Origin of the sequence: Halorubrum trueperi, from assembly GCF_042662525.1 — an archaeon.
Classification (GTDB): Archaea; Halobacteriota; Halobacteria; order Halobacteriales; family Haloferacaceae; genus Halorubrum; species Halorubrum trueperi.
Genome location: NZ_JBHSXI010000002.1, coordinates 156,718 through 169,189 on the forward strand (window position 1 = coordinate 156,718; position 12,472 = coordinate 169,189).

The window sequence follows — 12,472 nt, forward strand, 5'->3', positions numbered from 1 at the left end:
AATTATTCAAGTGACATTCGCCGGTTTCGCATCGGGCCGCCACAGTCGGGACATTGGCCTGGGCTGTCTTCTGCGATGATGATGCTGCCACACTCGAAGCACTCGTACGGGGTTTTTTCGTCTGATTCAGGGTCGACATCTATCATAGTGGGTTCACGAGTGCCAGCCGGTAATATAGGGCACTCTATGTACGTGTAATAAGTGTATAAGGGAATATTCAGCTGTTAACCACCAAACACCCTCTGAAATTTGGAGTTAGTTATTGAACTCTTCGATTCCCGAAATTGAGATATTGTGCTCCTCGAAGAGCGTTTCGAACAGTTTGCGCTGGACAGTCCGAGAGTGTTTATAAAATGCTGGAGGGGAGATTCCGAGTGTCTCCGCAACATCTTCGCCTGTGTTCTCGCGTGGTGACTCGAAGAACCCGCTGTAGTATGCCGTCTGGATCACCTCGAGTTGCCGTGAGGTCAGTTTCTCGAGGAACTTCGAGTACAAGTCGCGTTCCATGGACTGATCCAGCGTCTGCTTCGAACGGAGTTCGACGGTGGAGAACGTCTCTCGGACGAGTTGGGTGATGGTCCGGACATCGATACTGTCCGGAATATCGATGACGAGGCTTGTGGATGTCGGGTCGGCGGTTGCCTCGTGGAAGACAGCACCATGATCGGCCAGCTCGAGAGCGAGAAACGGTTGGGTAAGCCGCAACCGGAGCACACTCCCCTCACCATCCGTACTAATCTGTTGTACGTCGTCAATCCCGACCAACTGCGAGGCGGCGTCTACAACGTCAGTTACTGCTCCGTCGTCGACAGTCACAAACACGTAACTTCCCTCTGTGGATTGTTGGACTCCACCTCGATACGAGAGTGTACACGCTGCGTCTCGAGCGAGCCGTGAAAGGATAAACGCAGGATCATCGATGCCGAATTCGACCCGCGTCACCGATGTCGTGAGCAGTGCATTCTTTCGTTCAATAGCACTGAGCGCAGACGCGATAGTTTCGCCGAGTTCAGCGAGGACAGCCTTCGTCGTGTCGTCGAACGCGTCCTGGGTCGGTGCGTAGACAGTCAACACGCCGTGCGTAAGGTCGTTGTACACGAGAGGGATGCTCAATACAGAGAGGTAGTCACGAGCCAGTGCGGCCTTCCGCCACGGCTCGTCGCGGAGACCAGCGGCGACGTTCGTCACTATCGTCACGTCGCCAGTGGCCGCGGTTTGCCCGGCTGGCTCCCCAGCTGATGCGTCGATAGCGAATGCTTGGCTATCCAGATATCCCTGTTCGCTGCCTGCCCAAGCCCGTGGTTCGACGGAGTCAGTTATCCGGTCAATCGTCCCGATCCAGGCGAATTGGAATCGGTTCTCGCCGGTCAACAGCTCACAGACAGTATGGTCGATTTCCTCCCGTGTTTCCGCTTGCACGAGAGCTTGATCGATCTCCCGGATTGTCTCGTTGATCCGATTCAGCTCGGTCAGCTGTTCGTTTTGTTCCTGTAGTGTGCGATCTTGCTTTCGAAGTCGGGACTCGCGTGTGACGCGGTCAAGGGCTGCCTCGGCGGTTGCAGCGAGAAGATCAGCCAGTTCCCGGGTTACGTCGTCGAAGACGCCGACTCGGTCCGAGCCAGCGACGAACACGCCGTGGTTACCGAGTGGAATGTAGGCTGTACTGCGGAGGTCAGTCACCCGGTTTTCGAGCCGGTCTGCCTCATGAACATCGTCAAAAAACAGCGCTTCGTCCTCGACGAAACTGTAACCCGGAAGTGTTTCGCCGTCGGCGTGTACGGTGGGGAGCGGACCGTTGAGTTCTTTCATCGTCGCCGAGTGCGCTGTGGGTCGAAGCTCGTTGGCATCAGCATCAAAGAGATAGAACGCACTTGCATCCAGATCGAGGACGACAGGTGTGTCGTCGACGACATGCTGGGCGATTTCCTGATGCGTTTCGGCGTACAGAAAATCACGGGCGGTCTCTTGGAGGGTCGCAAGCGCCTCCTCGCGTTGCTTACGTTTCGTGATATCCCGACAGCTGAAGAGAAGCGTCCCGTCTTGAATCGAGACCTCGCGAACGTTGATCAGAAGCGTGTGCTCACGACCCGCTTTGTCCGTCGCGGTCGTCTCGATGTTCTTAAGCACGCCGTCTTCTGTGAGCTCCTCACAGTCGAAGAGGTCCGTACCGAGGAGGTTGTCGATCGTCCCTTGCTCGTGAATCTCGTCGGCCGTGTAGCCGAAGATGAAGTGGACGTTGGGACAAACATAGGTGTACTCGCCGGCCTCGTTCGTGATGAGGACGGTATCGGTCATGTTGTTGAGCGTGACGCGGTGGAGCTCCTCTGATTGTCGGAGGTCGCGTTCGAGATCGACGCGCTCGGTGATGTCTACGCCCTCAACGACGATTGAAACGAGATCTCCACGCTCGTTCTCGACTGGACGCACGGAGAGATCGATGACGCGTGGATCCTCGACGTGTGGCGGCTGTGTGACGACCGCGTTGCCGAATCTCCCATCGAACGCGTTCTCCACGATTTGTTGTACGTCCGTGCTCTTCGTACCGGTCTTTGCCCACCACGGAAGCGTCCAGAACGGTTCACCGACGATCGTTTCAACATCCACATCGCTCATTTCCCGTGCTGTCTTGTTCACACGCGCAAGTGAGCCAGCAGGATCGAGCACCCACGTCGCGGTCCGCGAATCGTTGAATATGGCGTCGAACTGTCTGGCCCGGTCCCATCGCGTGGCTGTCCGCCGTGCGGATCGGACGGCACGCTCGGTTCGTTCGATGAGTTCGTCGGTCATCTCTTCTACCGGCTCCGTGAGCACGATGTAATCCGTGACACCAGCCTTGATAGCGTCGCTGGCAATAGCTTCGCTCCCAGCGGCGGTACAAAGTACGACCGGGAGCGTCGTGGTTTCGGTGCGGATCTCCTTGAGGAGTTCCAGCCCTGTTGCCCCTTCGAGCGTGTCTCCGGTGATGAGACAGTCAATGGTCCGATTTCGGACTATATCACTCGCTTCCGCCTTGGTTCCAACTGTATGTACAGTCGCGTCAGTCCGTGTCTCAAGCGTAACAGCGAATTGCGTGAGCCAGTTATTTGTTCCGACGAGTAGTACCGTCGACGAATTGAGGACTAATTGAGAAGCGACCATTATTCGATCAGTTGAATACAGGGAACGCTTCCCTCGAGCCCGGTTCGAATTCGTCCCCAATTCTGCTGCTGGCCTAGGCCAGAATGAATGTACATTGGTGGTTAACCATCTAACAGTAAGAGAATAAAAGGATTTACCATCTAACCCTTAAAGGTATGCGGAGAGATACATAACATGGATACACTATCGTCAGAATTCGTTACAGGCACCTGTCGATACCCGATTTCCGTGGTTCACCGTCCGTCCACATTCTCGAGTAATGACTACCCAACCGACCCCCCAGCATCAAGAACCCACTAATAGCGATCCACACCAGAAACATCAGTCAACGTGGGGTATCGTCGCCGGCGCGAGCCTCATCTCGACAGGGTTGGCAGCCTACGAGATTGTGCCCGCGAGCGTCTCCCCGCTTATTCGTGACTCGCTGGGTATCGGGCCAACAATCGCAGGCTTCCTCGTTGGAGTCATGTTCGGTACTGCAGTGATTGCAAGCCTTCCAGTTGGTGCGGTGCTTGACCGGACAGACTCTAGAAACGTGATGGCACTCGCCGTTCTCACACTACTTGTCGCCGGAACGTGGGGATGGATCGCTGGACGGCAAGGGAACTACCGATCAGTGATTGCGTCGCGAGCGCTTGGGGGGGTCGCCTACGTCGTCGTGTGGAACGCTGGCATCGATATCGTGAGTCGAGCAGCGACTAGCGGGAATCGAGCAACCGCTGTCGGCATTTTCACCGCAAGTGGCCCGATCGGATTCGCGCTCGGTCAAGGAACCGGGCCACTCATTGCGCATCGATTCGGGTGGCCTACAATCTTTATTGCGTTCACGGGGCTCACAGTCATGGGTCTCATCGTATTCTGGCCAGCAAGTCGAGGGATCGGGACGAGTCAGGGAGATGCCCCCTCGGTTCAGGAGTTTGGTGCAGTTCTTCGGAACCGGGAGGTCTGGTCTGTCGGATTGCTCGGGTTTCTCGGCTATTCGCTGTACTTGTTCGTGAATAGCTGGGGCGCGTCGTATCTCACGACCGAGCTTGGCCTGTCACTCGCTGTGAGTGGACTCCTGGTGGCAGTGTTCCCCGCAATCGGGGTCGTCTCTAGAATCAGTAGTGGCCTCCTGTCTGACCGCGTCTTCGGTGGTCGCCGCCAACCCATCGTTTTCGGGTCCTTCGCAGCTGCTGCTCCGCTCGTATTGGTGTTCACTCAGTTTCGGTCACTTCCATTACTCGTTGCGCTCCTGCTGCTCACCGGGTTCGCGGTTCAGCTTACGCTGGGGCTGTCTTTCACGTATGTCCGGGAAGTCGTCGATTCAAGAGTCGCTGCGACAGCCGTCGCGTTCCAGACGAGTGTCGGGTTAGCGGGGGCGTTCCTTGCCCCGATTGTAGGCGGCGTTGTTGTCGACCGAGCGGGGTTCGATACGGCATTTCTACTCGCTGGAGTCGTCGCTATCTGTGGAATCGTGGTTGCATGGCGAGCTCCAGAGCCAGGTTACTCGTAGAAAGGGTTCAGCAACTGTCTTTCACGCTGTCAAGTCGTGGTACTCGGCGCTGAACAGCTGTTGGTGCTCTTCAACTGGAAAGGATTCTGCGACAGTTCGGCTCTCGGTGATGAACGTCGGTACGTCGGTGGCGCCGTTTTGACGTGTAGGTTGAAACCCTCTGAAGTTGATAGTTTTTCATCCTCAATCGCTCAGTACAGGGGACTCATGAATCGCTCAGTACAGACGTAGCGACGAGCGATTGCGGAAGTGAGTATCGCAGATCGGTAGTAGCGATTCGGTATTTAAATAGTCGCTAGCGGCGCCGACGGTCGATTATAAATGGCAGGCGGTGCGGTGGCGCGCCTCCGAGCGGCCGGAGGGAAGCGGCGGCCGCGAGCCAGCCCTCGAGGGACGCCGCGAGCGCCCATAAAGGCGCGAGCGGCGAGGCTGGGGAGGCGTGAGGTGCTGTGCGGTGCTGTGCGGTGCTGTGCGGTGCTGTGCGGGGCGGGACTCAAAGGGGCAGTCGCGAGGCGGGCGCAGGCGACGTAAGCACCGCAACGAGGGAGCGGTAGCGACCGAGTGAGGAGCGCAGCGAGCGTGCGCCCGCCTCGCGACTGGGGATTTGAAGGCCCTCACCGCAGCAGCGTCGACCGCTTATAAACAGCCGACAGCAACACGGTGATCTGACTTATAAATCCCCACGCCATCACACTGAGCGACGTACTACACCTACTCCCGCACAAGATCAAGAAACACTATTCAGTAACCGGCTATCTCAGACGAGAACATATCTGAAGAAAAGGATTTCAACAGAGCCACATATCCGGCTCTGATGGGATGAAAGCCTGCTAAGTCCCCAGCGTGCGTGAAGAGGTACTGGGGTGGTCAAAGGCCGATGATTCAACAGCGTCATAGAACGCGTGGCTCTGATTGGCCTACCTGCCAAGGACGCACTATCATGGGAGGCCGCCCGGATGCCGTCAGCATCCGGGCGGCGAGCCCGAATAGGTGTGGCTCCCTTCACGCACTTCCCACTCCAGAGGAACCATGTACTACCTCGGAATCGACCTTCATAAAGATGAGTCGCACGTCGCTGTTTTGGACGACGATGCCGAGGTCGTCGAAGAGATTCGCGTCACAAACGCGAATCTCGACGACGTTGCCGAAGAATACGCTGGAGCCAAAGCGGCGCTCGAAGCAACCAGCAACTACTACACAGTCTACGACACCCTCGACGAACACCTCGACGTGGTTGTCGCAGATCCTACACAAACCAAGGCGATCGGCTATGCTGAGGTGAAAAACGACCGGCTCGACGCGAAGTTGCTCGCGCAACTTCGCCGAGCCGGCATGATCGCTGAGAGTTACGTCCCGTCCGAAGAGCTCCGAGAGCGCCGCGCACTTGTGCGCGGCCGGAAGAGACTTGTCGAAAAGCGTACGGACTTCAAAAACGAAGTCCACGCCCTACTCGACAAACACGGGATCACCTACGACTGGGATCCGTTCAGCGTGAACGGGCGAGAAATCCTCGCCGGCGAGGATTTCTCGCTCGGTGTGGTCGGTGATCAGTTGATGGAGTCGTTCCTCTCGATCATCGACGAGCTAACTGCTCAGATAGAAGAACTCGAAACGTTGATCGAGGAAACCGCTGCGTCTCTCGAGGAGACGCAGCTGTTGATGACGATTCCGGGCGTGAGTTTCTACTCGTCGTTGCTGATCACCTCGGAGATCGGTGAGATCGACCGATTTGACGAAGCAAAGCAAGTAGTGAGTTACGCAGGATTGGATCCGGTCGTCCGCGAGTCAGGGGACTCGCGGACGGAAGGATCGATCTCGAAGCGGGGAAGTGGAGACTTACGCTGGATCCTCGTTCAGTGTGTTCAAACGGCGGTTCACCGGTGTAACGATCCGTATCTTGGACGGTTCTACGCACGACTGAAACAGCGGAAGAACCATCAGATAGCGATTGTCGCAACAGCGCGAAAACTGCTCGTGTCGATCTTTCATATGCTTGATCGCACGGAGGTGTACGATCCACCAGAGGTGAGTGCCTGAGGGCCGCCGGCTCGGCGGCCCTCATCGGCCGATCGCAGCGGGTGTGAGCTACAGCTAACGCGTTCACGTTCTGACCGCCTGCCGGCTGGTTCCTGAGCCATCTCCGTGCCTGCGTGTGGTTTCTCTCTCGTGACTAAGCTCGGATCGATCTCGGCGAAAAATATAGTATCGCAGACGTGGTTTGTTGCGCTAGCAGGCTTTCATAGGTGTTGAACCCACATTCTTCAGAGATACGATAGGCTGAAACAGCCGGTTGGTGAGAGCTGCGTGTGTTTCGTCGCTATCCGATGACGAAGAACCCGCTCCACACGAGGATAGAGGCGAGGATCGCGGCGATGAACACTACCGCCGTAATCACCTGCGAACCCCGACGGTTGTTTTGACGAGCGGCCACGATTGCCGGAATAGCAGTCACCACTACAGCAGGCACCACCGTATAAATCACTGTACTGGGAATGAATTGGTCGAGTCCGATGGTATCGAAGACGATCAGTGAGACGAATTGTACGGGCAGTATCGCGGCGACCGACACGATACACAGGAGGGAGAAACCGACATCACGCAATCCCACATTGAGGGTCTTGGAGGACATCGCCATATGAATAATCCATAGTGCTCCGACAAATACTTACACCCGAGAAAATCGGTCGGCTTTAGGTAGGTTAACTCCCTGTGTTGACCGCAACCGGGCCAGAATATATCATTTGTTGAGGATTTCAACAGAGCCACTTCTTGTGGATCAAATTCCTCCATGCGGTCAAGCACCTAGCAGATCGGTACGAGCTGCTGCTGCGCTGATGGGTGGTGTGTGCGTAAATGGAGCAACACCTATTCGACCTCCCATGATGGTGCTTCCTTGGCACGTAGGCCAATCAGAGCCACGCGTTCTGAAACGCTGTTGAATCATCGGCCTTTGACCACCCCAGTACCTATTTACGCACTCTGAGGACTTAGCAGGCTTTCATCCTATCAGAGCCAGGAGTTCTTATTGCTTGAAGAACACGTGCTACGTGACGCTGAACGGCATTACCAGCCAGTATGTCGGGCGGCGGGGAAAGCGTACTGTTAATTCCCTCAAATACCGAGATCGCGGAACGTCCAGTCATTCGAGAGATCGGCATCGAAGCCCATCTCTTCGACGAGGTCTCGGATACGCTGTTCGACTGTCTCGTCGAGTTCGAAGGCGTAATCCAACTCATCGTACCAGTCGTAGTACCGTGGCATCCCCGGCCAGTGGCTGTCTGTTTTCAGTCCGTAGACGCAGTCGAGCAGGTAGCGACGATATGGCATATCGTCACGGGTGACGCGAGGGAGCGTCCCATTGATCGATTCGTCTCGTACCAGCTGTTCGAGCAGGTCGACGGCAGCGTACTGGTCAGCGTAGAAGGCGTGTTCGACTGTTGGGCTGACGGAGAAGATGTCCTCCGTCGTACGGGCGTGGAGCTGGTCGACGACTGAGTGGTTTGGATGTCCGATTCCCCACCCATAAGCATGGACTTCCTCGCGTGCGACATCGTCGCTTTCGGGAGCGTTGACCGCGACAGTGTTCAGATATTCGAGTGCCTTGACCGGAATCGCCTCGACACCATCGGTTATCCGCGTTCGAATAAGATATCGCCCGACAGCGTTTGCTATTGTGGGCGTGACGAGCGGAAATTCGGCCTTCTCAGTGGGCTCATGCGCATCGATTACATCCGCAAGGAATGGCCAACCGTGTACTCTCGTTGCATCGTCGAGTTCGTTGCTGACGCGCTCGTAGTATGGCCAGAAGACGTCCCGAAACGTATCTCCACTGCTGTCTTCCTCGACTGCAGTCGAGAGTGCTGCTTCGAATTCGACGACTGCGTAGTGTAGGGCATCCACGTCACCGTCGGAGAAACGATCAAGCAGGTTATCGAGTTCGGCAACCTCTTTGTTCCGTTTTTGGCTTGGAGATGAGTCAGATTTAGACCTCCCCGAATCGGTCGAGGCCGAGAACGTGTCCGATTGGACATCGCCACAGTCGTGAAGTCGGAGATGAGTGAGTGTCTCGAACGACTCCCCGCAATCGTCGCACTCGTGAGCCATAGTCCGACTAGAGGCATGTGGAGGAAATGTGTTCCCCCTGGAACCGGATTGCGGAACTAATCTCTCTCCCCTAGCGAGTACCGACCTTCCCCAATCTCGATGTCTCTTATCGAGATGGACGAGGACTTCTGCGTGTCCGAGTCAGTATCTCGTAGTGGCTTCGACTCCCGAGTCTCGTCGAACGATCTTTCGACGTATCGCTCAGCGATCGTACGTTGAGTGGCCGGCGTATGATTCGACACCACTGTATGACCGAACGTCGCTCGCGGGACTGGAATCAGATGTTCGGACGATTTCGGAGACGTGGTTCTGCCACGAGTGCCACAACTCGGTCGAAAAGTTCGTCTGTTCGCTGCCGCTCGCTTACTTCAAATTCGAGACCCATGACCGCTATGCGGGATCGACGAGCTACGAGATGGACACCCTCTTTCGAGTGTTCATGTTGAAAGAACTCCACGGATGGGACCACGAGACAGCACTCGTCGAATTCCTCGAGTGCCACCCTGAATTGCGTGAGCAACTCGGACTCGAGAGCGTTCCGAATCAGTCGACGCTCTGGCGTAGCTGGCACGAGCGCTTCACGGGTGAGTTACGCGAGACGGTTGAGACGGCTGCCCGGACGGCCCTGATCAATGCCCAAAACGCGGGTGTGAGCGTTCCGCGTGACCCGGACAGGACGCTCCCTCAGCGAGGAGACAGTACCGGAGACTCCGATCCGGACGAGCAGACCGTGCTGGAACAGGCGGGAACGATCACGGATCACGTCAGTCGCGTTGTCTTCCCGGCGTTCTCGATGGATCGCGGAGAGGGCTGTGAGATCCACGAGAATGCCTACTGGGACTTACAGACCTATCTCGGCCTCCGCGAGAACTTAGCTGCCAATGAGGGGGCTCGGAGCTTCATCTACGAGTCGACGCGTAGTCGGACACCTCTGGGGCACGCCCATCGTGATCAGATTCGTGACCTCTCGATAGCGGAGATTCGTGAGATGTACCGTCAGGCCGTGAAACGGCTATTGGATGAAGTCGCGGAGACAGAGCAGTTCTTCCGAGCCGGAATCGTGGCCATCGACATCACTGAAGCTGAGCCCTTCACCGGTGATAGAACAGGTCACGAGGATGAGATCATCGGGACAAAAGAGAAGACCGACGAATACGCCTATCAGTGGGCGACCGTCCAGCTCGTCGGTAATGCGGTCCCGATTGTCTTAGACGCAAGGCCGGTGCGGCGTGGCGAGAGTCGGCTGGAAATTGTCGAGGATCTACTTGACTCGGCTGAGGACCTCGTCCACGTCGACAGCGTGCTGATGGACAGAGAATTCGACAGCCAACACGTCTTGGAGATGATTAGCCAACGCGGGCTCACGTACGTCGTCCCAAAGCGGATGCACACGAGCGAGAGAGCCCAGGCGAAACGACTCTTGAAGAGTGAGACAGATCGATACGTGAACGACCGTAAGCTCCACTTGGGCAAGAATGAGTGGCACCAGACGACGCTCGTGTACCGTCGAAACGAGAATTCTGAACACACTGACCACCGGCAGTATTCGGTGTTCATGTGCAACGGTAATGTGGGACTGCTGAGTGAGTACGGCTATCGCTGGGAGATCGAGAGCGGCTACCGGAGCATTAAGCGGTTCATGGCCGCGACAACCTCGAAGAACTTCGTACTGCGATTCTTCTACTTCGCGTTCGCCTGTCTGCTGTACTCAATCTGGCGGGCCGTCGACCTCCTCGTGCAAGTCGAGTTGACGGGTGAGTACGAGCATTCCCCGATTGTGACTGCGGACAATACGCTCACACTGTTGAAGAAGGAAACTGGAGTCGGGTAATCGCCGATATTGAGCCAGTGAGAACAGGAGTAACGAGCGGCAGCGCTGTTCTGATCTCTTCAAATACGCAGTTCTAGTTGGGATACTAACTGGAAGTGGTGTCCCGGCCCGAGTGTGAACCGTGTCAAGTTCGGTGGTTCGGCTGATATCGTGCATACCAGCGGTGCTATAGCCGCCGTAGTCTCAACTTCACAAGTTCGGAGGGTAGAACTCGTACAAACACATAGCGGTATAATTTGCTGGTTCGAACCGATATCAGCTCTCAGCAGAGATCTGCACTGCCCGTTCACGAAAATATGATTTAAAACTGGTAGGTAATGGCGGAATTACCGGCGAAAAACAAATACGCGTCGCTAGCCGCACTCAATCAACGGTGAACAAATCAGTGCTCGTCAGTCAGGTGGATCAATCTCACCATCGCGGAACATCAACACCAACGCTGATGCCAAGAAATCAGGCATCGGCAACAGCGGGTCTAATCGCTCATCGAACTTCGATCTCCCATACTCATCGAACACCTCTGACGCGAGTCGCTTCAACGAGTGATTCGTCAGCCGCCACAGATTATACAACAGACAGCTGAACACGAACGAGAAATATCGCATTCGGTAGTCTTTCGACGCGATTGATGGGATAAGCGGCTGAATCATCTTATACTCGATTTCAATGTCCCACCGTTTCGAATATCGGTCGGTAAATCCTAACGCGTCCATCGGAGACACGTCATCTCGGTTTGTCACGAATACCGTGTATTCCACGTCTTCCGTCTCAGTGATAACCCAGTCGTCGCTGTCTGCTGGAACGTACATGAAGTTCACATCATGACTATAGTCGTTCTCTCCAACAGTGTCATCGCTCTCTGTCTCTACGTATCGTGTCCGGTTTCCGTCCAAGTACAGTGACGCGGGGCGAACCCGACTCTTCAACGACGGGTCATACTTCACAACGTCCACTTCCTGCTTCAAATTCTTCGAGTTCTTCGTCTTCGGAAGCAAGTAATTCACGTCGTGGTACTGATCGAGTACGTGCGCGACTTCGTGGGTGTCAAACGCGCGGTCTGCCATCACAAGGTGAATATCTACGAGTTCAGTTGCTTGCTGCATGAGTCGGTCAACGGTCTCTGCCCACGAGACTGACATGCCTGATTCAAGTTCCCATCTTGAATCGTGCCGGACCGGCTCAACAGCCAGCACGATCGGATCATTCCTGCCAACAATCGTGAGTGTCGCGTACTCGTACCCGTACGGTTTGTTATCTCCCCCGTTTATCATCTCCGGATAGTTATCTTTCGGAACGCGAGAACCACCATTATCGAAGACTACTTTTGGGTCGTCTGGTTCGACATCTGCTTCACCCTTATACGGGGTGACGCTGACCGGGACACGGATCGTATCAATTGCAGCTACAACTGGTTCAGTGAATTCGTCTGCGACTTGAACGTGATCAAGCACATTCTCTACCGCGTTCGAGAACTGTGGTTGAATCGTGTCTGCGACTTGTCGCCAGTTCGGAGTCGGTCGGTGTTCCCCACTGTAGTCGTCGAACGTATACTGGTATGGTGACGGGGTTCCAAGTTTTTTCACCGCGCGGACATGCGTATCGTGGTGTAATGGCCTTGTGCGGAATTTGTTGAACGTGCGGAACGCTGATCGTGTCCCTGCGCGGTCAGAGAGGCTCATCAAGATTTGGTGCTCCCACACCGTCCGATCTTCGTGGACGACGTTGTGCCGTCTCCCAGTATCGAAGGCTGGGTAAACATCGTTCAACGCGGATGTAATGATGTCCGGTGCGTGGTCATCGACGTAATGATGGAGGGGAGTCGGTGTCTCTTCTATCTCGTCTGGTGACGGATTCTGGTCAGGTGATTTGAGGTCTTTCCCGGTGTGTCCTTGCTGAAGGCCTGC

Annotated in this window: 8 protein-coding genes; 3 read left to right on the top strand and 5 right to left on the bottom strand. The window is 55.7% G+C overall.

Going from position 1 to position 12,472, the window contains the following annotated elements:
• Positions 1-2: 2 nt before the first annotated feature.
• Together ACFQEY_RS05025 and ACFQEY_RS05030 are read right to left on the bottom strand one after the other, a co-directional pair.
• Positions 3-146, bottom strand: coding sequence for a rubrerythrin-like domain-containing protein (locus ACFQEY_RS05025; protein ID WP_137691468.1), 144 nt, complete (start codon positions 144-146; stop codon positions 3-5).
• Between the two features lie 109 nt (positions 147-255).
• Entirely contained in the window at positions 256-3,138 is a 2,883-nt protein-coding gene (locus ACFQEY_RS05030; RefSeq protein ID WP_144927961.1) for a bacterio-opsin activator domain-containing protein, read from the bottom strand.
• Between the two features lie 259 nt (positions 3,139-3,397).
• On the opposite strand from ACFQEY_RS05030, the gene ACFQEY_RS05035 reads away from it, so the two are divergent.
• Both ACFQEY_RS05035 and ACFQEY_RS05040 read left to right on the top strand, forming a co-directional pair.
• Positions 3,398-4,633, top strand: a complete 1,236-nt coding sequence (locus ACFQEY_RS05035) for an MFS transporter (RefSeq protein WP_095638109.1) — start codon at positions 3,398-3,400, stop codon at positions 4,631-4,633.
• Between the two features lie 1,029 nt (positions 4,634-5,662).
• Positions 5,663-6,670, top strand: coding sequence for an IS110 family RNA-guided transposase (locus ACFQEY_RS05040; protein ID WP_379765318.1), 1,008 nt, complete (start codon positions 5,663-5,665; stop codon positions 6,668-6,670).
• Between the two features lie 280 nt (positions 6,671-6,950).
• Here ACFQEY_RS05040 and ACFQEY_RS05045 read toward each other — a convergent pair whose 3' ends face one another.
• Together ACFQEY_RS05045 and ACFQEY_RS05050 are read right to left on the bottom strand one after the other, a co-directional pair.
• Positions 6,951-7,268 carry a hypothetical protein gene (locus tag ACFQEY_RS05045; protein ID WP_144927964.1) on the bottom strand — a complete coding sequence of 106 codons (318 nt, stop codon included), beginning with the start codon at positions 7,266-7,268 and terminating at the stop codon, positions 6,951-6,953.
• Positions 7,269-7,744: 476 nt separating this feature from the next.
• Complete coding sequence (locus tag ACFQEY_RS05050; RefSeq protein WP_144927967.1) at positions 7,745-8,737, bottom strand: DUF8137 family protein; 993 nt, start codon at positions 8,735-8,737, stop codon at positions 7,745-7,747.
• 154 nt (positions 8,738-8,891) lie between these two features.
• On the opposite strand from ACFQEY_RS05050, the gene ACFQEY_RS05055 reads away from it, so the two are divergent.
• A complete protein-coding gene (locus ACFQEY_RS05055; protein WP_095638106.1) occupies positions 8,892-10,568 on the top strand; it encodes a transposase in 1,677 nt (558 codons plus the stop codon).
• Between the two features lie 392 nt (positions 10,569-10,960).
• On the opposite strand, the gene ACFQEY_RS05060 is transcribed toward ACFQEY_RS05055, so the two are convergent.
• Positions 10,961-12,472: hypothetical protein (locus ACFQEY_RS05060; protein ID WP_379765323.1), on the bottom strand; the 1,512-nt coding region annotated here is incomplete at its 5' end.

Bases quoted from the DNA above. Each gene is read 5' to 3' on its own strand.
- ACFQEY_RS05025 (WP_137691468.1), bottom strand. From the start codon at position 146: ATGATAGATGTCGACCCTGAATCAGACGAAAAAACCCCGTACGAGTGC.
- ACFQEY_RS05050 (WP_144927967.1), bottom strand. From the start codon at position 8,737: ATGGCTCACGAGTGCGACGATTGCGGGGAGTCGTTCGAGACACTCACT.
- ACFQEY_RS05030 (WP_144927961.1), bottom strand. From the start codon at position 3,138: ATGGTCGCTTCTCAATTAGTCCTCAATTCGTCGACGGTACTACTCGTC.
- ACFQEY_RS05035 (WP_095638109.1), top strand. From the start codon at position 3,398: ATGACTACCCAACCGACCCCCCAGCATCAAGAACCCACTAATAGCGAT.
- ACFQEY_RS05045 (WP_144927964.1), bottom strand. From the start codon at position 7,268: ATGGCGATGTCCTCCAAGACCCTCAATGTGGGATTGCGTGATGTCGGT.
- ACFQEY_RS05040 (WP_379765318.1), top strand. From the start codon at position 5,663: ATGTACTACCTCGGAATCGACCTTCATAAAGATGAGTCGCACGTCGCT.